The sequence below is a fragment of the Streptomyces sp. NPDC030991 genome, from assembly GCF_055571235.1.
The window spans coordinates 20510-40713 of sequence record NZ_JBVIFR010000034.1 but is presented as its reverse complement, the minus strand read 5'-3'; the positions used below and the strand labels follow the sequence as shown (position 1 = coordinate 40713).

General features: G+C 67.0%; 21 protein-coding genes. 14 read left to right on the top strand and 7 right to left on the bottom strand.

Annotated features, from left to right (window positions below):
* Positions 1 to 161 precede the first annotated feature (161 nt).
* The 3 genes from ACZ45E_RS37440 (at position 162) to ACZ45E_RS37430 (ending at position 1595) form a co-directional block, all read left to right on the top strand.
* On the top strand, positions 162 to 527 hold the full coding sequence (locus tag ACZ45E_RS37440) for a hypothetical protein (protein WP_468230300.1): 366 nt from the start codon (positions 162 to 164) through the stop codon (positions 525 to 527).
* A 1-nt stretch (position 528) separates the two neighbouring features.
* Positions 529 to 915, top strand: a complete 387-nt coding sequence (locus ACZ45E_RS37435; RefSeq protein ID WP_468230298.1) for a hypothetical protein — start codon at positions 529 to 531, stop codon at positions 913 to 915.
* A gap of 104 nt (positions 916 to 1019) precedes the next feature.
* Positions 1020 to 1595 (top strand): hypothetical protein, encoded by a 576-nt coding sequence (locus ACZ45E_RS37430; RefSeq protein WP_468230295.1) that lies wholly within the window; start codon positions 1020 to 1022, stop codon positions 1593 to 1595.
* Between the two features lie 30 nt (positions 1596 to 1625).
* Here ACZ45E_RS37430 and ACZ45E_RS37425 read toward each other — a convergent pair whose 3' ends face one another.
* Together ACZ45E_RS37425 and ACZ45E_RS37420 are read right to left on the bottom strand one after the other, a co-directional pair.
* Positions 1626 to 2735, bottom strand: coding sequence for a hypothetical protein (locus ACZ45E_RS37425; RefSeq protein ID WP_468230292.1), 1110 nt, complete (start codon positions 2733 to 2735; stop codon positions 1626 to 1628).
* A gap of 53 nt (positions 2736 to 2788) precedes the next feature.
* Positions 2789 to 3202 carry a hypothetical protein gene (locus ACZ45E_RS37420; protein ID WP_468230289.1) on the bottom strand — a complete coding sequence of 138 codons (414 nt, stop codon included), beginning with the start codon at positions 3200 to 3202 and terminating at the stop codon, positions 2789 to 2791.
* 99 nt (positions 3203 to 3301) lie between these two features.
* Between ACZ45E_RS37420 and ACZ45E_RS37415 the strand changes: the two genes are divergently transcribed.
* Both ACZ45E_RS37415 and ACZ45E_RS37410 read left to right on the top strand, forming a co-directional pair.
* Complete coding sequence (locus ACZ45E_RS37415; RefSeq protein WP_468230286.1) at positions 3302 to 4069, top strand: transposase; 768 nt, start codon at positions 3302 to 3304, stop codon at positions 4067 to 4069.
* Positions 4070 to 4795: 726 nt separating this feature from the next.
* Complete coding sequence (locus tag ACZ45E_RS37410) at positions 4796 to 6076, top strand: IS701 family transposase (RefSeq protein WP_468230283.1); 1281 nt, start codon at positions 4796 to 4798, stop codon at positions 6074 to 6076.
* Between the two features lie 306 nt (positions 6077 to 6382).
* Here the strand turns inward: ACZ45E_RS37410 and ACZ45E_RS37405 are convergent, their stop codons facing one another.
* Positions 6383 to 6508 (bottom strand): hypothetical protein, encoded by a 126-nt coding sequence (locus tag ACZ45E_RS37405; protein ID WP_468230280.1) that lies wholly within the window; start codon positions 6506 to 6508, stop codon positions 6383 to 6385.
* A 26-nt stretch (positions 6509 to 6534) separates the two neighbouring features.
* On the bottom strand, positions 6535 to 7446 hold the full coding sequence (locus ACZ45E_RS37400) for a LysR family transcriptional regulator (RefSeq protein WP_468230278.1): 912 nt from the start codon (positions 7444 to 7446) through the stop codon (positions 6535 to 6537).
* A 144-nt stretch (positions 7447 to 7590) separates the two neighbouring features.
* Between ACZ45E_RS37400 and ACZ45E_RS37395 the strand changes: the two genes are divergently transcribed.
* The 5 genes from ACZ45E_RS37395 (at position 7591) to ACZ45E_RS37375 (ending at position 10694) form a co-directional block, all read left to right on the top strand.
* Positions 7591 to 8502 carry an SDR family oxidoreductase gene (locus ACZ45E_RS37395; RefSeq protein WP_468230338.1) on the top strand — a complete coding sequence of 304 codons (912 nt, stop codon included), beginning with the start codon at positions 7591 to 7593 and terminating at the stop codon, positions 8500 to 8502.
* Between the two features lie 611 nt (positions 8503 to 9113).
* Entirely contained in the window at positions 9114 to 9287 is a 174-nt protein-coding gene (locus ACZ45E_RS37390) for a hypothetical protein (RefSeq protein ID WP_468230275.1), read from the top strand.
* 36 nt (positions 9288 to 9323) lie between these two features.
* Positions 9324 to 9575 (top strand): DUF7660 family protein, encoded by a 252-nt coding sequence (locus ACZ45E_RS37385; RefSeq protein ID WP_468230272.1) that lies wholly within the window; start codon positions 9324 to 9326, stop codon positions 9573 to 9575.
* A gap of 190 nt (positions 9576 to 9765) precedes the next feature.
* Positions 9766 to 9975 carry a hypothetical protein gene (locus ACZ45E_RS37380; RefSeq protein WP_468230269.1) on the top strand — a complete coding sequence of 70 codons (210 nt, stop codon included), beginning with the start codon at positions 9766 to 9768 and terminating at the stop codon, positions 9973 to 9975.
* A 107-nt stretch (positions 9976 to 10082) separates the two neighbouring features.
* Complete coding sequence (locus tag ACZ45E_RS37375) at positions 10083 to 10694, top strand: Scr1 family TA system antitoxin-like transcriptional regulator (protein WP_468230268.1); 612 nt, start codon at positions 10083 to 10085, stop codon at positions 10692 to 10694.
* A gap of 82 nt (positions 10695 to 10776) precedes the next feature.
* Here the strand turns inward: ACZ45E_RS37375 and ACZ45E_RS37370 are convergent, their stop codons facing one another.
* Together ACZ45E_RS37370 and ACZ45E_RS37365 are read right to left on the bottom strand one after the other, a co-directional pair.
* On the bottom strand, positions 10777 to 11163 hold the full coding sequence (locus ACZ45E_RS37370) for a MarR family transcriptional regulator (RefSeq protein WP_468230266.1): 387 nt from the start codon (positions 11161 to 11163) through the stop codon (positions 10777 to 10779).
* Positions 11160 to 11738, bottom strand: a complete 579-nt coding sequence (locus ACZ45E_RS37365) for a winged helix-turn-helix domain-containing protein (protein ID WP_468230263.1) — start codon at positions 11736 to 11738, stop codon at positions 11160 to 11162. Before ACZ45E_RS37365 ends, ACZ45E_RS37370 begins: the two co-directional genes overlap by 4 nt.
* 857 nt (positions 11739 to 12595) lie before the next feature.
* Between ACZ45E_RS37365 and ACZ45E_RS37360 the strand changes: the two genes are divergently transcribed.
* On the top strand, positions 12596 to 13969 hold the full coding sequence (locus ACZ45E_RS37360; protein WP_468230260.1) for a hypothetical protein: 1374 nt from the start codon (positions 12596 to 12598) through the stop codon (positions 13967 to 13969).
* A 55-nt stretch (positions 13970 to 14024) separates the two neighbouring features.
* On the opposite strand, the gene ACZ45E_RS37355 is transcribed toward ACZ45E_RS37360, so the two are convergent.
* Positions 14025 to 15803 (bottom strand): hypothetical protein, encoded by a 1779-nt coding sequence (locus ACZ45E_RS37355; RefSeq protein ID WP_468230257.1) that lies wholly within the window; start codon positions 15801 to 15803, stop codon positions 14025 to 14027.
* 2275 nt (positions 15804 to 18078) lie between these two features.
* Between ACZ45E_RS37355 and ACZ45E_RS37350 the strand changes: the two genes are divergently transcribed.
* The 3 genes from ACZ45E_RS37350 (at position 18079) to ACZ45E_RS37340 (ending at position 20145) form a co-directional block, all read left to right on the top strand.
* The gene (locus tag ACZ45E_RS37350; protein WP_468230255.1) at positions 18079 to 18279 is read left to right on the top strand and encodes a hypothetical protein; all 201 of its coding nucleotides are present in this window, start codon (positions 18079 to 18081) and stop codon (positions 18277 to 18279) included.
* Positions 18279 to 18527: a hypothetical protein gene (locus ACZ45E_RS37345; RefSeq protein ID WP_468230253.1), complete on the top strand. Its 249-nt coding sequence runs from the start codon at positions 18279 to 18281 to the stop codon at positions 18525 to 18527. The genes ACZ45E_RS37350 and ACZ45E_RS37345 overlap by 1 nt, the downstream gene beginning before the upstream one ends.
* A gap of 550 nt (positions 18528 to 19077) precedes the next feature.
* Complete coding sequence (locus ACZ45E_RS37340; protein ID WP_468230250.1) at positions 19078 to 20145, top strand: pentapeptide repeat-containing protein; 1068 nt, start codon at positions 19078 to 19080, stop codon at positions 20143 to 20145.
* Positions 20146 to 20204 lie beyond the last annotated feature (59 nt).

The window sequence follows — 20204 nt, the reverse complement described above, 5'->3', positions numbered from 1 at the left end:
GAACCGCGCAAGCCGGCACACCACACACGCGCGGGCCCCGCATTCTTGATCAGCTCGCTCACCTGGAAGCCCGCCTGCCCCATCTCGGGGAGCCCTTCCGTCCTCCCGCTCCTGCGCCATCGCCTGCCATGACGCATTACTGCGCACACAGCGGGTGCAGCGTGTGCGAAGCCCGAAAAGCACTCGCCGGAGAGCGCGACGTCCGCGCGGAACTGGCCTACCTCCTGGCCGAGGCCCGCGAACTGCTCGAGGTGGCCGCTTTTGTGGGGCCCGCCCCTGATGACGTCCTGGTCCCCTACCTTCCCAGTCCGTTTGCCGAGCAGGACACAGAGCCTGCGCGCGGGTCTCTGGCGGACGCCACCTATCGAGCCGTCCAGGCAGCCCAGCTTCTTGTCATGGCCGCCGAGACCCGAGACCCCAGTTACCTCACGCGAGCCAATAGCCACCTCATCGCCGCCGCCTATGGCACAACCCGGGTGATGGACCGTGATCTCGTGCTCGCAAGGACGGAACAGGAATGCCGTTGAGATGAGCCTCAGGGACATAAACAGCGCAGGCCATGAGCACCCCGAACGCGCGGCCGGGGCAACCGGCGTGCCGCTTTGCGCGGCCAGCCCCCAGACGACCGCCGAGCGGTTCACCGCGATGTGGGAGCAGATGCCATGGGAACTGCGCAAGCTGTTCACTCCGCATGCCAGCCGGGCCCTGCCCCGCGGACTGCACGCGGCGTTCGAAGCCGTCACAACAGGCACCAAAGCCAAGACGGACGCGCAAGTGGCCGCTCACGCACTCCTGCGATGGCAAAGGCTCAAGAGGGACGGCCACGTCGGAAAGCGACGACCGCACGCTCTCGCGCACTACGTGCTCTTCGGTGCGTCAGCGACGGGTGCAGGCCGGAACAGCCGCCGCTCATGAGCCACGACCAGCAGGGCCCGGACGGAAGGCCGCTGTACGGGCGCGGGACCACCAGATAAGTGAACTCCGAGGAACACGAGTTCTCAGCAGTGAACGGAGCCCCCTTGAGCCGAGCCGTCCCGCCCGAGATCCGCGACAAGGCTCGCCAGCGAACCTGTCCCAGGTGCTACGCCGCGCCCGGACACAAATGCGCACCTGATCGCGCTGGGCGCTGTCAGCTCCACCGCGACCGCCTCACCGACGCCCAGCGCGCGCTGCGGCCCGTGCCGCCACGGCGGCTCCTGTCGCCTGATCCGCAACGCATCTTCATGGAATGGGATCCCGACCTGGCGGACACCTCCGTCGTCTCCTGGCACCACACCGTGCTGCAGGATCTGTGCACCTTCCCCTACGAGGCAGCCGCCCTCCTGGTGCTGGCGGCAGAGCACGCACAGCTCCTTGGGCCGGATGGGCCCCCGCTGAACAACCCTGTTCTCTATCTGACGTTGCAGCCGACGGAGTATCTGACGAACGAGGAACTGAGCGAGGAGGTGGAGCGACTACACGCGCGCGGTTACCTCCGTATCACCGGTCCCAGCTCCACTACAATCAATTCCGACGCCATTCACATCGTTCCGCGCCGCCAGCTGGACCCACGGTTCCTCATGCGCTGGAACGGTGAAAAGGCACGCTTCCCGTAGTTGGCCATAAAGTTCTTTCCCGACGACGCGTCAGAGTGCGCCGCGGTCACGGGCCTTGTCCACCCAGTCTGCCTGGTCCTCTTCCTCGCGTATGCGTCGTTGGCAGTCGGCGCATAGAAGCTGACCGGTCTCTGGGAGCATTGCCGCTGCGGGCCAGTAGCAGCCACAGCTTGCGCAGTTGCCCAGGTCTTCCGGGGTAAAGCGGTTGACGCAGGTGGTGCAGAAGAGGGTCCATCGGCCGTCGGCGAATTCCGCGGCGTCGGTGAGCGTCGAGGCGCGACAGCGGGGACACTCAACAAGTGGGCTGCTCAGCGGCTCGTGAGTGAGCGCGCGTGCGAGGTGCTTGGGGGGCCAGGTACAGCCGCAGAAGTGGCATACGCCAGTTGCGCCTTCCACGATGAGCATTGCGTATTGCTGGCAGTCCGGGCACCGCAGCGTTCGGGCTGCGTTGTCCTTCAATTCGGTGCTGCGCAGCCGGTTCATTCGTCGAGTGACGAACGATTGGATGGCAGTCAGGCCCGCGGTGACGGTGGCCAAGTGCGTCAGCGCCGTCTCCCGTTCGGCCTCAGGGAGGTTGGGCACCAAGACGTCGTCGATGAAGCGCACCAGGAAGTCCAGGACGTTGGCGGCTCGTGCCTCGACGGCCTTGGCGTTGTGTGTCAGGCCGTAGTGCTGGAGGCGGTTGCGGTCTTTGGCCAGCTTGTCGAGCGCTTGGGCGTCCTTTGTGCTGATGTCGATGCCTGCGATGTTGCGCAGACGCTTTACCGCTTCCTCGGTAGTGCAGCTGTCGAACGAGGCATTGTCGAAGTCAGAGAAGGTCGCCTTGCTGGGGTCCTTGAACACCAGGCTCCAGTGCTCACGCGACAGCCGGGCCTTCAAGAGGACCTCGGATGCGGCCTGGAGGTGGAGGACGGCGTACTTGATGTCGCGCGGGGTGCCGCCGGTGTCCGGTTGCAGATGCGTGACCACGCTGACCAAGTAGTCGATCCCGTTGGGTACCGGCGGGAAGTCGAGCACCTCGGGAGCCCCGAGGAACGTCCTTACATTCTTCGAAGCTCGGGCAGGTGCCGGCTCCGCCACTTCATCCGGCCTATCTGTCAAGTCACCTATGTGCGAACTATCCTGATTGGGCGTCACCATACTCACAGGATATCCAGCCTAAGGGCTGTCCCGTAATCCCAGGAGGCTGAGGGTCATGCGGTGTCCGGGTCGGTGCCGATGGCGCCGGCCGAGCGAAGCGAACGCCCGAGGTCCTTGCTGAGGATGCGGGGGTGTCGCCGCCACCACCACAGGTCAGGGCCAGGTAGCTTGTGGAACTGGTCAAGTGCTTGGCCGTCGTCATCGACGGTCGCGGCCTTGTACCGGTCGTCCAGGGCTTTGATCTGCGGGGTCCAGAGCTGAACGATGTGTTCGTCCAGCAGGAGCCACGCCTCGTGCAACCAGTTTCGGCAGTACAGGTCGTTGGTGTACTCGTAGATGTCGTCGCCGTAGCCGCGCTCGATGGAGCTGACCAGGGCGGCCCACGCGTTCACCCTTTCAGCGACTGTGAATGCCGTCCGCCAGCCGCGCTGGTGCAACAGCTCTCCCACCTCGGTTTCCGTAGCCACAGGCGTGAGGTTCTCACGCCGGATCCGTCCGGACGAACGAGATATGTCCCGCCAGAGGCTGGGGAACCCACGGGATGATCAAGATGAGACGATCTCGCGGTGCCTGGTGTGATCACGGCGTCGGAGCCGTCCTGGATAGCCCCGTTCACCGGGCTGAGCCCTCGCCTGTTCGGGAAGCTGGTGACGGTGCTGCGACGCGAGGGTGCGGACACGGTCCGCCGGGGCCGGCCATGGGGCCTGCCGCTGGAGGACCGGGCACTGCTGGTCGCGGCGTATTGGCGCACGAACCTGACCATGCGCCAACTGGCCCCATTATTCGGGGTGTCCAAGTCGGCAGCGGACCGGATCATCGATCACCTCGGGCCGATGCTCGCCCTCCAGCCCCGCAAGCGCTTCGCGAAGGACACCGTGCTGATCGTGGACGGCACCCTGGTGCCCACCCGCGATCACACCGTCGCCGAGCAGTCGAAGAACTACCGGTACTCCACCAACCACCAGGTCGTCATTGACGCCGACACCCGCCTCGTCGTGGCGGTCGGCAGGCCCTTGCCCGGCAACCGCAACGACTGCAAGGCGTGGGAGGAGTCCGGCGCAAAGGCCGCCGTCGGCACGACCATGACCATCGCCGACGGCGGCTATCCAGGCACCGGGCTCGTGATGCCCCACCGGCGCCGCAAGGGCGAGGAGCTGCCCGACTGGAAGCAGGCCCACAACAAGTCCCACAAGCAAGTCCGCGCCCGCGTCGAGCACGCTTTCGCCCGCATGAAGACCTGGAAGATCCTGCGTGACTGCCGCCTCAAAGGCGACGGCGTCCACCACGCCATGCTCGGCATCGCAAGGATGCACAACCTCGCCCTCGCCGGATAGACCACCAAGCCGTCCATCAGCCCGCCATGCCCGAGGCCGTTCAGAGATCATTTACGGGACAGACCTTAGCCTCGATCTTTCTTGAGGGTCCACCGACTCCGTCGGTGGACCCTCAAGAAAGATCGAGGCTAGTCGCGTCCCCACCAGTCCGACCTGGGGATCATATAGCTGTGGGCGGCACGCCCGTTGGAGAGCAGGACCCTGAACTGCAAGTACCAGATGTCCCTGTTACCTGCCCTCAGGGCGTCTTGCGGGATCGTGAAGCGGTGCGTGATGCCATCGTGCGCAGGAACCAACGGCCGTTCTGGGTCGGACTGTAGGAACCTCTCACCCTTCGCAAGCTTCCAACCCCAAAATCTGAGCATCGAATTTCCTGCGAGGTCGATGCGCGTCACGGAAACGGGGGTTCCTCCCCTATTGAGGAACAACACGATGAATTGATATTCAATTCCCTCCGCGTTCTGCCTCTTGGCTGCGCTTACTTTTTCGAGCGTAACCTTTACATTAGGCCTAACCCGCCTGAACGTCCGATACGAGATAAGCATGTTAAGCGTCGCGGCGGATGCACCACCAATGGCGATACCTCGGGCTACCCAATCTGTTGCCATGTTGTCAGTCGCCCGCCTCTAGGTCATCGAAGGATAACTGCGTGGGACCTCTCAGCGGCATACTAATAGCACTCCGTTAGGTCTTCCTGTTGGCGCTGATCAGGAGCATGTTGGATGCGTGGACTTACATGAAGTGAGGCGTGTTCGGGCGACGTTGGCGTTGTTCGTAGCCGATGTGTTCGCCTCAGTGCCGCGGAAGGACCAGCGGGCCAAGGGTGACTGTTATCTGCGGGGACTCATGCTGGACGGCCGTCGCAAGTCGATCCAGGCGATGGCTTCGCGGCTGCCGGATGGCAACGAGCAGAACCTGCAGCAGTTCGTGAACCAGTCGACCTGGGATCCGGTGCCCGTGCAGCGGCGGATCAATGAACGTCTGCTGCCGCTGGTCGACCCTGTGGCATGGGTGATCGACGACGTGTCGATGCCGAAAGACGGTCGGATGTCGGTCGGCGTGGCTCCGCAGTACTGCGGAGCCCTGGGCAAACGCGCGAACTGCCAGGTCGCCGTCAGTGTCCACGCTGCCAGTGACACGGCCTCGTGCCCGCTGCAGTGGAGGCTGTCCCTGCCCCAGGACTGGGCCGCGGACAGTCACCGCCGCACCAGGACCCAGATCCCGCACGAGGTCACGCACCACGAGAAATGGCGTCTGGCACTGGACATGCTCGACTCACTGGCCGGTTGGGGGATGACACCACCCGCGGTGGTGGCCGACGCCGCCTACGGCACCAACGCCCACCTGCGGGCCGCCCTGTCGAAGCGAGGGCTCACCTATGTCCTGGCCATCCGGTCGGACGTGAGCGCCTACCCGTTCGACGCGGAACCCGAGGCCCCGGACCGCAAAGGAGATGTCGGCTGCTGCCCCCAGCCGCGCTACCGCCAAAAGGCCCCGTCAGTGGCAGTCCTTGCCGCAACTGCGGGGCAGGAAGCATTCGTTCCTCTCACATGGCGCCAGGGCTCGAAAGGAGAACTACGGTCCCGCTTCGCGGCCGTGCGCGTGCGCCCGGCCGGCAAAGCCGTTGAACGCCCGATCAAAGCAGCGGCCTCGGCCGGGCAGGGCTGGTGGGACGGGGTCCTGCCCGACTGCTGGCTGCTCGCCGAATGGCCCGCCGGAGCCGAAGCGCCCAGCGAATACTGGCTGTCCAACCTCCCGCTGGACACCCCCCTCGTCGATCTCGTCCGGTTGGCCAAAGTCCGCTGGCGCATCGAGCACGACTACCGCGAGCTCAAGCACGGCCTGGGCCTGGATCACTTCGAAGGCCGTTCCTGGCCCGGCTGGCACCACCACGTCACCCTCGTGACCGCCGCCCACGCCTTCCTCACCGAACAGCGCCTGGCCCCAAAAGCACCGCAACCAGGCTCACCCTCTTCCAGATCCTCGACGCTCTCCAAGACACCCTGAGGTGCTGGACCGGGATCTGCACCAGCTGCCAGCAATCCCTCCCCACCAGAACCCGCCCAACAACAAGATCCAGAACGACCTAACGGAGTCCTATTAGGAGACCTGGCGTCCCAACCACAGGCGACAACAACGTGCTTACTGCAGCAGTCACCGCCCCGTTAGTCTCGCCGCACCGAGATCGAGGAGGGCCGGGTGCTTGAGGGTGTGCTTATCGCCGAGGGGTATAGCTCCTTTCAAGGGACAGGCTGAGCTGGGCATTTGCCTTACTGGCCGGGCTGAGCGCCGGCGTAGATCGATTCGAAATCCTCAGGTCACGCTCGGGGCCGGATCAAGATCGATTGCCTGATCGACTGCCTGGAAGTCAAGGATCGCGGCGATGCCCTCCTGGGGTCCTGGTTCGACCACCCGGTCACGCGTCGAGCCGTAGTTCATGCAGGTAGAGCCGCCCTCTGAAGGAGCTACACCCTTCGGAGTGTGTCGCGACCGGTGAGATGCGATTGGGCTGTTTCGAGGAAGGCCGACACCAGGCGGTTGCGCTCGCGGGTGCGGGTGGCGATCACCACGTCGCACGGTTCGATTCCTTGGACGGGAACGGTCGTCAGATCGTGCCTGGGCGTGCTGTTCCCGTCGGCTGCCGGTGCTAGGGCGATGGCCTGTCCGCCGGCGATGGATTCGAGTTTGTCCGCGTGCGCCTCGACCCGCGGGCCGTCGGGTGCCGGGCGTCCGTCCGGTCGGGGGTCGAGGCGCCAGAAGGCGTCGTAGGCGGGGTCCGGGTAGCGGATGAGGGGTTCGTCTGCGAAGTCGTCGAGGGTGACCGACTCCCTTCCCGCGAGGCGGTGCGTTGTCGGCATCAGGAGCACCCGGGGCTCCTGGTACAGGGGCGTCACCCGCAGCCTGTCCGTCGGGAACGGCTCTCGGGCGATGACCGCGTCCACGCGGTGGTCGAGCAGGGCCATGTGGACATCGCTCCAGTCCAGGTGCAGCGTGGTGACCTGGGCGTGAGGGTGGCGGCTGCGCAGCTCGCGTACTGCGGGGGTGATGATGAGTCCGCCCACGTACCCGATGGTGACGGCGCCGGATGCAGCTGCGGCGCGGGTCGTCGTCGCGGCCAGTTCCGCGGAGTGCAGGAGTGCTTCCGCCTGGGGCAGGAACTCCTGTCCGGCCGCGGTGAGGCGGCAGCCCCTGGTGGTGCGGTCGAGCAGGCGGACGCCCAACCGCTTCTCAAGGCTCTGGATCTGGCGGCTCAGCGACGGTTGCGCAAGCCGCAGTTCGGCCGCTGCGCGGCGGAAGTTGCCGTGCTCGGCCACGACTGTGAAGTACCGCACCAGGCGCAGGTCGAAGTCGACCGGGGGTACGTGGGCGCTGGGCACTCGTGCATCGTACTCGTGATACCTGATCCGTATCGCGTGGTGCGGAACAGGTCTTGGACGCCGTGTTCCTGCCGCTTCTACCGTCAAGGTACGAACCCGGCGCCGTGCGGCGGGCCAACTGGAAAACATCGGGGGATTCTCATCGTGCGTATTTTCGTCGCAGGGGCAACCGGGTACGTCGGATCGGCCATCGTGAGTGGGTTGCTGCAAGCGGGCCACGAGGTCGTGGGCCTCGCCCGCTCCGATGCCTCCGCCGCGACTCTGGCCAGGGCAGGCATCGCGGTACACCGTGGTGACCTCGGTGACCTGGACAGCTTGCGCTCCGGCGCGGCGAAGGCGGACGGGGTGGTCTTCGCCGCCAACCAGCACATCTCCGAGACCACCGACTCTGCCGCTCGTGCGCGGGTCGAGCTGAATGCTGTGAAGGCGATCGGTTCGGAGTTGGAGCAGACGGGCAAGCCCTTCGTGGTCACCTCGGGGGTCATCGGCCGCACGCCGGGACAGATTCTGACCGAGGAGACCCCGGCTGTTCCCCATGCCGTCACCGGCCTGCGGCTCCCGGTTGAGACGTCCGTTCTGGCCCTGGGCGGGCGCGGGGTGCGCTCGTCGTCGGTACGGCTGGCGCCGACCGTGCACGGCCGGGGAGACGCGCGCGGGTTCGTCTCGATGCTGATCGGTATCGCTCGTGCGAAGGGTGTCTCGGCCTTTGTCGGCGAGGGGGCGAACCGCTGGTCGTCGGTGCACCGGCGTGATGCCGCAGCCCTGTTCCGGCTGGCCGTGGAATCCGCCCCGCCCAGCACTCCAGTGCACGCGGTCGCGGAGGAGGGTGTGCGGTTCCGGGACATCGCCGAGGCCATCGGCCGCCAGTTGAAGCTTCCGGCGGTGAGTCTGACTGCCGAGGAGGCGAGCGGCCACTTCGGCGTTCTCGCCCCGCTGGTGTCGCTCGACAACCCGACGTCCAGCGCGCTGACCCGGGAGCGCTTCGGCTGGGTTCCCGTGCACCCCGGGCTGATCGAAGACATCGAGGACGGTCATTACTTCAAGGACACGGCGTGAGGACGGTGGAAGTGCCGCCGAGCCCGCGCGCCACGCCCGCGAACCCTGTTGGGTGTAGCTCCTTCAAAGGGCGGCTCTACCTGCATGAACTACGGCTCGGCGCGTGACCGGGTGATCGAACCGGGTCCCCAGGAGGGCATCGCCGCGATCCTTGACTTCCAGGCAGTCGATCTTGGTCCGGCCCGAGCGTGACCTGAGGATCTCGAATCGATCTACGCGGCGCTCAGCCCGGCCAGTAAGGCAAATACCCAGCTCAGCCTGTCCCTTGAAAGGAGCTACACCCAACCGGGACTGCGACCCCGTCCGCGAGGAGGAATTCCACTACCGCATCCCAGCTGCCCGGCTGCGCCTGCGGACCGATCTGCTCGACTGGACCGCCCACCTCATGGAGAAGGCCTGGCTGCCCCACACCGATTGGCGAGACATTCTGCGGGAGACTCGCACCGGCAGCGCCCGCATGACTGCCTCCGGACCCCGCCCGCCTGCGCGCCCCGCCACCTTCTGAAGCCGCCGTCCAGATGCGGGCCTGTGCGGCCGTTCCTGTCGGGGGCCGCCCGCTCAGGGAGTGGCAGGACGACCAGGTCGATCCCCTCTGGCGGCAGGGCGACCGCGTGAACGAGCTGACGGAGGAGAACCTCCGGTTGTCCACGGCAGAACGGCAAGCGACCACTCAGAATGCGGAACTCCAGCAGCGAGTCGCCGAGCTCGAGGACGACCTCGCCGCCACCCGCACCAGCCTCCGCCGCATGATCCGCAACGAGAACCGCCCACAACCAGCCCCCTAGACGGCCGTCCTACGAGGCCACCGGATACTTGCCGGCATGTCCCTTACTCCAGATGATGAGATCCGCAACCGCGAGGAACTGGTCGCTTTCGTCCGCAAGCTGCACCAGGACTTCCTGCAGCAAGGCGATGCGTGGGAGAACAACACACTCGCCACTTTCCTGGAAGCCCTCGCCGCGTGGGTGCACGACTCCCCAGGCTTCTATCAGAACTTCGGCAAAGAGCTTCCAGCAGGCGGTGACTGGACCTTCATCGCCCGCGCGCTCCAAGCAGCCAAGGTCTACGAGTAACCAGGGCCCGACTTCCATCGGCTCGCCTCGCACCACCTACATGCCTTACGTCCCTCACGCTGCCACGGGGCTCTGAGCTGCAGTGAAGGCGTCCGAACCCGAGATAACGCTCGTGGTCGTGGCCTTCATCGAGGTGTAGCAACTCCTCGTTGCACCCCGATGTTGCAGGCGTTGCAACGCAGGAGACGTGATGTTGCCGCAACGGCTGCTGCCCGCGTTCCTGGTCGGGAAGGCCGGGCGCAGCAGACCGCCTCGGACCGTGCAGCGCAGCATTTGCATGGCGCTGACCCAGCACTGCCCGCCCCGCACCGACCTGACCTGCAACGGCATCCTGGAGCCGCTGTTCCATCTGGTGGAGGAAGTGCCCTACGAGATCAGTCGAGCCGTCAGGCGGGGCTGAGGCTGCCGGCTCAAGGCCTTCGGCCCCCTCGACGAGACAGGCTGGTGAAGGGGATGCTCCAGGCGACCTGCACAGGAGCGCATGCCGTCGCTTTGAGGGAGCCCACCATGAGCGTTCAGCAGCACGAGCACATCCCGTGGACCCAGTTGATGACCGAAGGCCTGGGCGTCGTACAGAGCAGCTACCTGGAGCGCTACCGCGCCTCCCGTAGCGGCGAGCACTACTGTTCCGATGTCATCTGGGGCAACCTTCAGACTGCGGACTACGCCCGTGCCATGCTCACGCTCGTAGCCGAGAAGCACGGTCACTCCGACACCATTGAGGAGGCGGTCGCCGCGCGCACCGCCAGGACCGCGCTCCTCGGCCAGGGTGGGCGCACCAGCCACCTCATCCTCGGCGAGCAGGCCCTGCGAACCAACCTCGGCGGCGCCGTCGTGATGCGCGGCCAACTCGACTCACTCGCCGACAAGATCGACCAGCCGGGCCTGACGATCGGCATCATCCCGGCGCGGGCGCGCATGGTCTGCGTGCCACCGATCTCGTTCACTGTGCTCGACAACGCGAGCGTCGATGTGGAGACCGTCTCGGCATCATTGACCATCACCGATCCTGAGGAGATCGCCTCCTACCAGCGTTGCTTCCAGCTCCTGCACACCATGGCTGTCTACGGACAGCAGGCACGTGACCTCATCGCGGCCGAACGACCCGTCCTCGGCTGACCGCGCCGACCACGCAACGCGCCTTTAGCCGGCAGCCGCGACGCCCACGAGGGGGTGCGGCTGCCTGGACGCGCCCGCGAGGTCAGTCTGTGTAGGGGGAGGCGGTCGGCAGGGTTGTGACCGTGGCCAGCGGCTGCTCCTCGGCCTGGTCGTGCTTGTCAGCAGCCAGGGCCAGGACCTTGGGCCCGACGCGGTAGAAGGAGACGTTGCCGATCCGGTACGCGGTCCTGAGCCAGCCTGCTTCGCGCAGGCGCTTGATGCTCTTGGAGACGCTCGGCCCGGTCAGCTTCAGGGCCGCGGCGACGTCCTTCGCGGGCACCCTCACGATCTGTCCGAGCGGGGCCGCGGTCATGTAGAAGGACAGGACCCGGAAGTCGGCGCCCTGCATGCCGGCCGTACGCAGCAGGACCTCGTGCAGCAGCTCGGCCGTCAGCTCAGGGTGCCCCTGGTCGTGTGCGGGAGTGCTCACGATGCCCTCCTTCGGGTACGCGGCGCGCCGGCCGCCGTCTTCGTCTCTGCATTCTCTGCCCGCGTTCCAGGGGCAGGCACCACTGGGTGCCGCGCGGTCTTGGTCGCCTCCAGCTGGTCGACGGCCGGCCCGTCGTAGGCAGCCCGGGGGTTCACCCGGTAGAAGTTCATTCTGCCCACAGCCTCGGCCTTCAGCAGCAGACCGCCCTTGCTCAGCTTGGTGATCGACTTTCCGACCGTCTGCTGACGGATCCCCAGCTCGGTGCTGATCTCCTTCGACGTCATCCGCAGGGGGTCATCGCCCTCAGGCGAATGCGCGATGAAGAAGGCCAGCACATCACGGTCGTTCTGGCCGTACCCCGAGTTCTTCTGCCAGACCAGAGCCATCAGCTCCTTGCCGACGTTTGCGTGCCGTCCAGGGTAGGGGCGCCAGTCGAACCGCACCTTCTTGCGCTTCGTCGTCCGCCTGGGGTCGAACAGCGGCTCTTCCTCGCCCATGATCGTGAGCTGGAAGACCTCGCCGGTCTCCTCGTCCACGGCGAGCTGCTTGCGCGGCTCACCGCCTGGGTAGCCCATGCCTCCACCTTTGCCTATAGGCAACACCAACACCCCGACGCTACACAGCAGTTGCCCAGAGGCAAAGCACCCTGGCCGCAACCCGCCGGAGTACCCCCCTTTCAACCCTTGCCTATAGGCAACAGCAATGGCTGTTTCCGCCATCGCAATGACGCTTTTCGCCACTTGAAAACACTCTGACCAGCAACAACACCCAGCCTCTCTGTCTGCTGTACACACGCCGTCGCTGACTCTCCCAGCGACCCCAGGGTGGCTGAGGCGGCTTCGCGCGCGGCTTTCGTCCTCGGCCGCGGGGCCGTGGACGGCACCAACGGCTCTGAGTCTCGGGTGGTGCAGGCCGTGACGGAGAAAAGCATCAGCAGCATGGCTGGGGTGAGCGGGTGGCTCCGCTGCCCGGCCCTGGGGGCCGATCAGCTCACCTACCTCCGCCCCTGGTGTCGCTACTTGGCCCCAGTGGGGCTTCCGTTCGTCGGCTGAGGCCTCGGGTGGATGTCGAGGCAGGCCGTGTAGTGAGGTGCACGGGTGTACGTGGCTGGAGTTGCAGCCGGGTCGACAGTCCCGAGCGGTGCGCAACCCCCTCCCCAGCTTCAGGTGGCATGGCTGCTTCGGTTGTCGCCGCTACCCATGACGGGGACCTGCGTGCAGAAGACCCGGCTGCTCGACACGCCGCCCGCACCTCGTTCTGCCCTGAGCTGGACGCCCGACGTCTCTCAGCATCAGCCAGCAGCGAAGGCAGAGCCCATGTCCAGAAGGTTGGCCGAAAGGCGCTGCACAAAGGTGTTTGGGTTCGCTGTATAAGAGAAGACATGAAGTGCTGCACAATGGTGCAGCACTAGAAGTGAAACGAGGAATCAACCTTGAGTCACGTTCTCCCGCTAGCCAATGGCCTCCGCACTGATCACCCGGTACCAGGCCTGCCCTTCGTCGACGACTCCCACCTCCCGCTGGATGAGGGCCCCGAGGCCATTGAGGCCGTCGGCCGACACGAGATGAGCGGTATGTGGGGCCGCTTCGACCGCAACCGCAAGACCAACAGCTGGTACGCCTTTACCACCGACCCCAAGCAGCACACCCTGGGCTGGTCGGTACGCTGGCACCCCGAACACGGTCGCTCCGTGCTGCTAATGCGCGACGGGGACACGTCCTCGTGGCATCTGAAGTGGGCCTATGACGCCCTGCTGTTCCGCGCTGGCGACTACTGGTTCGACGGCACCACCTGGTATCGGCCCGGTCAGGTCTGGGACCCGATTACCCAGGACTACGAGCACCGCAAGGCGCGCCTGGCCGTCACCGTCACCGCCGCCGACATGCTCGACGGCCGCGCCGACCCGGCCCGGGCTCATGTCGGCAAGGTAGCCACATTCGACCCCAACGCCCCCAAACCGGATAACTGGCTCGACCATCTCGCGCTGTGGGCCGAGCGCCGCGCCACGCAAACCGATGCACTGCCGCTGGAGCAGTGCATCGTCGACCTCTCCAGCCCTGAACTCACGGCCGGCCAGCTGATCGGTGTCCCGGAGATGGCCGAGCTCGGCGGCATCACCGCCTCCACGCTTCGCTCCTACATCTCCCGCGACAACAGTGACGTCCCGCTGCCGCAGGCCACCGTGAGCGGCCGTGACCAGTGGGCCCGCGCGGTGGCCGAGGACTGGGTTGAATCCCGTGAGCGCTCCTACACCGGTATCGGCGAAGCGATGTCGGTCGGCGACCGACACCATCTCTCCCCGGGCGCGGCCGAGGTCCGCGACCGCTTCGCCGCCAACTTCCGCAACACGCTGTGGGATCGACCCGACGTTCGTAAGCGCTGGGTCCTGCGCCAGCGCAACCCGGATGCCGTCGGTGAGGTCGCCGACGAACTCGCCTGGACCGTTGCCGCCAGCCTGGACCGCATCGTACCCACCGACCACTTGCACCGGGTGATTCGGGCCGCGGTGCTGTTCGACTGGATCGAGTCGGCCGAACTGTTCCCTGACGAACCGGAGGTCAAGGACTACCAACTCACGCTGACGATCCCTGTCGGCAAGATGCTCGACTGGTACGTGCGCTGTTTCCCCAGTGAGGCCTCCGCCTGCATCGGCGATATCCAGCGCGCCGCCCATACGAGGTGGGGCATGACTGCCGCCGACACCCTCCGGGCGCTGCGCCGGGCCCTCGCGCTGGACGGCAAGCTGACCGAGCAGCAGCGTGAGACCTACTTTGCGCTGCTCGAACCCCGCGAGGACCGCAGCTGATCGGACCGAAGAGGCGAACCATCGGGCCAGAGGAAAAGACAGCCGGTCAGGAGGTCTACGCGCTGGCGGGTGCGGGGTCCAGGGAGTCGAGGAGCTCCCCGAAGGTGATTTTCTCGTCGTCGTAGTCGAAGGTCATGGCGGCGGCGAGCGCCTCCCACCGGCCGGTGCTGCGCCCGCAGCGGTCCAGCAGGATCTTCAGGGTCACGTCGGGTTCGTGGTTGGCGAGGACTTCGTAGGCGGGGATTTGGCGCAGGTGTTCCAGGGTGCGGTAGCGGGACTTCACGACGGCGCGGTAGACCTCGGATCGGGAGAGGGCCTCCCCGGTGGCGGGGGAGTCGAGCCAGGACTGCAGGACGGCCGCGGGGTCGGGGTGCTTGCCGAGTTCGTCGTCGTCCGTCAGGCGCACTACGCCGTCGTCCTCGTCCTCGGGCACTGGGACGGCGGCCGCGGCGGCCAGGAACCAGTCCGGGTCGCCGGCTTTTTCGGTGATCCAGGCCAGTTCGGCGGGGTGTAGCCCGCTCAGGACGTCCGCGACGGCGGTGTGCGGGATGTGCGGGTTGGCGGTGAGGGCGGTCAGGGCCTGGACTCGGCGGTGCTCGTAGTGGCGTTCCAGGAGCCGGGCCGGGCGGTCGCGGTCGGGGTCGGTGTTGTCGAGGACGCGGATCAGGGTCCGGCTCGGCTTGGGGGAGACGACGGCCGGCTGATCGAGCCGGGCGAGTTGGGCGCAGGCCCCGGCGAGGTGGTCGGGGTTGGCGCTGAGGAGGGCCAGGTCCTCGGCGAGGCGCAGGACGCGGCCGTCGAACTCGTAATCGCCTTCCTGTTTGTCGGACCAGGTGAGCAGCTGACCGCGGGTGACGAGAGCGTTGGCGGCCGCGTGCAGCTGGTCGGCGGCGAGGTCGGTCAGGCGCGGGTTGCTGCGGACGCGGTTGGTGATGTGGTGCAGGGTCCGGCGGGCAGTCACCTGCGGGTTGGGCAGGTTGCTCAGCTCGGGCAGGCACAGGGCCGGAAGGCAGGCGCGCAGCAGGTCCTCGCTGAGAGCGGGAGCCGGCTCGGCGGGGAGTTCCTCGCCGTCGGGGTTGGTGGCGCGGAGGCGGGCGTCCTCGAGGGCCTGCGTCTCGGCCTGGTCCAGCAGCAGGTGCTGGACAGCCGCCCCGAACGTGGGGTGTGCGGTGAGCTGCGGCCACCGCTGGGGGCAGCGGGCCAGCATCGCCCAGCCGGCGAGGTCGCCCAACTCCAGCGACCAGTCCTTTGGATACGTGGAGAGGGCCTCCCAGCCCTCTTCGGGATCAGGGTGCAGGAGGTACGCGGCGAGCGGCGTGAGGCAGGCTTCCAGGACGGCGTCGAACAGTTGCGGCGGCACGGGCGGGGCGGGCGCGGCGCCCGCGGTGCGGGTGTAGCGGTCGGGGTCCCAGTCCCGGACGACCTGTTCCACCTCGTGGTAGGGCAGGCGGGGCAGGAGCGCGATGGCTGCCTCGACCTGGCCGGGGTGACGTGCCAGCGCGGAGATCAGTCCGGCCCAGGCCCGGCGGTGTCGCAGGATGGCGGGCACGTCCGCGGCGGTCACTGTGCCGTCGGCCGCCAGCGCGGATAGCGTCTTGTCGTCGGCGTGTACCAGGAGCCGGCCGCGCAGCCGCTTGGCAGTGGTGCGGGCCAGCAGTGCGGGCAGCGCGGCGTTGAGGGCTTCCTCCCGCCACCGGTCGGCCCGGGCATCGAAGCGATCCGGCGTCACCGCCGGAGTACATAGGGCTTCGATCACCGTCTTGAGGGCTTCCTTGGGCAGGTCCTCGCTCATCGCGAGATCCCGCCACAGGGGGTACGTACGGGCGTTGACCATCCTCGGATCCCCTCCCACACCCGACCTGGCGTCCGTGCCTGGTCGCCATCCGTAGAAACGACCGTACGGTGCACCCGGCCCGGGCGGGCGCGATCCACGATGTCGCCTCGCCTTCATGCGCTGCGCCCACCCCTGCGCGGCGGGTCAGGAGCGCGGGATGAGCTCGGGCATAGAGAAGGCGGCGGCTACACCCTGCGCAAGCGGCACGCATGCGGCGAGGCCCGACCACTGCCGCGTCATCTTCCGACGGGGGAACTACGAGTCGTCGACGGGGGAACTGCAAGTCGTCAGCGGGGGAACTGCAAGACCCCCAAACCAGTAAGAACACCCTGTGAGGATCCCGGAACAATCACGGTCATCCGAGAGCTGGCGCTCTCTGTGCCTGCTGGGGGGACTGCGCTGCGCGCCGCGCTTCGCACGGCACTTGCGTCCCTTCGGGATCGTCTCCCCCCAGACCCCCATAGACACGCTCCCTTCGGTCGCGCCGGTCACTGCCTTCGGCAGCGCCCCTGTGAACCCATGGCTGATGTCCGTAGGGATGTCCCACATACCTGATGCAGGAACAGCAACCACAGGACGCGCGCGTGCGCGTGAAGCACGCAGGCCCCGCGGAGTACACGGGCAAGCCCGGCCGCAGCTGTACGTGCGAGCCGGCGGGGCGCCGCCCAGGGAACGGGGGTGCCGGAGCTGCTGGGGTTGGTGTGCGACCTCAGGCGGGCAACGCCTGTCACCGGCTGTTGGGCGGCTCTGGCCGTGAACACGGGATTCGGTGTCCAACCAGGGCCGTCGGGCGGTGTTGTGACGCGTTAGGCGGGTGTTGTGACGCGTTAGCGGGCCCCGCGCTCAGCAGACCGACGGGCCGGCCGGACCGAGAAGAAGGGGTGGGCCATGTGACTGGGCGCGCAGCAGCGCCCGATGAAGGCTGCACATCATCCATCACAAAATCTGTAGTGAGATCTGTACGGCAATCTGTACGAAGATCTGTACCAGTATCTGTCATACCCACCGACTCTCGCTGAGCATGTTTTCCCAGTTGAGATGCCCAATTGAGACTGGTGCGGCCTCTGACAACCCCGTATACGCACCCCGACCGTCCTCAGCAGCATGAAAAAGAGAAGGAAGCAGGCAGCAGGCAGGGACGACGGCGCGCACCCGGTGTCGGGGGGCGGCGCCACCTCGGCCGCGTCGGCGAAGCCGCCGCGACCCGGCGACCGTGCGACACCGGGCCGCAGACCTTCGCGGCGACGGGAACGAGGCCATCGGTCGTAGATGTTGTGCCCGCGCTGACAGCGGTGGTCAGGATGCGGGAGAGCGGGGTGGCCGTGGGCGCGGGGGTAGTCCTCGGACATGACGACGACCGCTGCGACGCCATCGCCGCTTACTTCTCCGGCCGGAGACAGCACTCAACACCAGGTCAGCGAAGTTTCCCGAACGGGCCTGCCGCATAGTGCGGTTGGCCGGGGCGCCCGTCATTCCGTGCCCGTATGATTTATGACGTTCCACCAGTTCTTCCCTGCGGATGCGTCGCCCTTCGTCGATCTTTTCGCCGGGGGCGGCGGTTTGCCTTGAGCGTCGGCTCAAGGCAAAGGGCACCACCGGAAGAGTGGAGGAACAGCAGGTGTACGACTCGAACGAGTGGAAGCCGCGCAGGCGTTGGACCGGCCCCGAAAGGTGGCAGGTGGGACTCGCTGTCGCGGGACTGCTGGTGACGGTTGTCGCCACGGTGGGGCAGTTCGTCCGTTAGAACCGCCCCCCCACACGAGCGGGTCGCAGCTGGGCGCAAACGAGCCCGGCCTTCCCATAGGCGACCGGGCTCGTGAACTGCACGGAGGTCCGATCCGGGTGCAACCGGGTCGGGCCTTCCTGCTTCGGAAGGCATACCCCACCATCGATAATAGATGACAACTAAGTGGCCCACTAAGTGGTCCACTAATTCCCAGCAGGTCAGTAGTGGTAAGAAGACCAAGGCGGGCGTCGCTGACGGCGCGTTGCCAGGTACGGGGGACACACCTCCATGCTCACGGGCCAGGCGGGCGGCCAGGCCCCGGCGAAGACCGCCTTCGACGTGCAGTGCTTCGAGGGCGATGCTGACGGCTCGGTCCCGGTTGGCGCGATCGTGTCCGCCACCGTGGTTCCCGCCGCCATTCCCCGCCCGGACCCGCGCCCCCCGTCGCCGGGCCTACGGGGCTCCACGTCCGGGCCAGACTCCGAACCGTCCTGACAGACGGCCCGGCTGGCCGATACCGTGGAAGCTTCAGTCCAGACGGAGGACCCCATGGCGCACCTCGTGTTCGACCCCGACGAACAAGCCGCGCTGCGCGCCGACGCCCGCGATCATGCGCTCACCGACCCCGGCGTGGCCTACGTCCTCGAACGCCTCGCATCCGAGGGCGTCGACCTAGAGGCGTGCGTGGACTGGGAAGACCTCCGCACTGCGTCCGGCCTGCCCCCGCGCGAGTCGAGCAGCGCCGCCTAGTGGGCAAGCACTCCCCACGCCGGGCCCGCATCGTCTTCTACGACGTGGCCAAGGAGCAGATCGACGCCATGGCTCCGGCAGAGCTGGCGGCCCTCGACGTGGTCCTGGACGTGATCGCCGCTGACCCGACCGTCGGCGTCCCGACCAAGGCCGGCAGTGTCCGCCAGTACGAGCAGGGGCGCGTGCGCGTCATCTACGTGCCCACGGCATTGGGCACCCTCGTGCTGGTCGCGTACGTCGAAGCCTGACCCCACCGCCTTCCGGGCATGCCGCTTCGACGGCAGCGACGATACGCAGAGCGGTCGTCTATACGGCCTGCTCTTGGCGGAGTTGGCCCTGGGTGTGCCCTCTCATGAGAGCGGTGCCAGGGAACCGCGGTCGGCGAAATTGCGGCCTTCAGCAGGAACGACGATGAAGACTCCGGATTCAGGAGGGTCCTCCACGGACGCCCTGCGCATGCGGGCTGCCCACTCCGGGGTGGGCCACCGTGTGTCGTTGTCCCAGCGGATCCCTGCGAGGCCGGCCTCAACAAGATCCACGGTGGTGAGGTCGGCGCCAACAAAGTTGACTGCCGCGTCAAACAGGTTGTCACGAGCCTGGGAAAGGTCGATGTCGCGGTCGATGTCGCGGTCTAGGTCGCGGATGATGTCGCGGACGCGGATGCGGTCGAGGTCGCGGTCGAGTGCGGCGCTTCTGGCCGGCCCCGGTAAGCCGATGGGGGCGCCGCGATTGTCCCGGGACTGTCACGTATCGGGTGATCCGGCCTGCTCCGGTTCCGGGACCTGTTGAACTGGTGCTATGGCCAGCCCCAGCAGCAGGGCACGCATCGCGCATTTACGCCGCATGACCCGTCGGCCAAGGCGGCACCCGTCCGGTACACCGACCCCTGCTGCGGAACGCTGGTGGACGCGCCTTGAGCGCTCGGTGGCGCTGCTGGTCAGCGTCTCCACCCTGCTGGTGGGCGGACTCGCGCTGGTGACCATCCGTCAGGCCACCAGCGAGCAGCTGCTGACCCGCGACGGCCAGGTCACCGACCGCTACACCGCAGCGGTCACCAATCTCGGCGACGACAACGAGGAAGTACGGCTCGGTGGCCTGTACGCGTTGCAGCGCATCGCCCAGGACTCCGCTCGCGACGCACCCACTGTCGTTCAGGTCATCTCCGCCTATGTCCGCAGTCATGCCCCCCGGCCCAAGAAGGTCAGCGCCCCGCTCGTCCACCCCACGAGTGACATCGCCGCCGCCTTGAGCATTCTCATCACCCCGCTGGACAAGTACACAGCAGCGGACCTGCACGGCGCGGACCTGACCCTCGCGGACCTGCACGGCGCGGACCTGCGCGGCGCGGACCTGCACGGCGCGAACCTGTACGGCGCGAACCTTGGTCGTGCGGACCTTGGTGGTGCGAACCTGCGCGACGTGGACCTGATCACCGCGGACCTGCGCGGCGCGGACCTGCACGGTGCGAACCTGACTATCGCGAACCTGGACGGCGCGAACCTGAGCGAGGCAACGTTGACCGACGCGTACCTGGACGGCGCGTACCTGCGCGCCGCATACCTGGATGGCGCGAACCTGGTCGGCGCGAACCTGATCACCGCGAAGCTGGGCGGCGCGAACCTGGTCGGCGCGGACCTGACCGGCGCGGACCTGACAAGCGCGAACCTGACCAGCGTGGACCTGATCGACGCGAACCTGCAAGGCGCGAAGATGCAAGGCGCGGACCTGACCAGCGCGGACCTGCAACTCGCGAACCTGACCGACGCGAACCTGCACGACGCGGACCTGGCCGACGCGATCCTGGGCGGCGCGAACCTGGAGGACGCTCTCTTCGACGTTCCCGGAACGAGTCACAGAGATGAGTAAGGGCCATTACTCGCGTAGAAGGTGGCCAGACGATCAGAGGTCCGGAGCACGGACGAGGC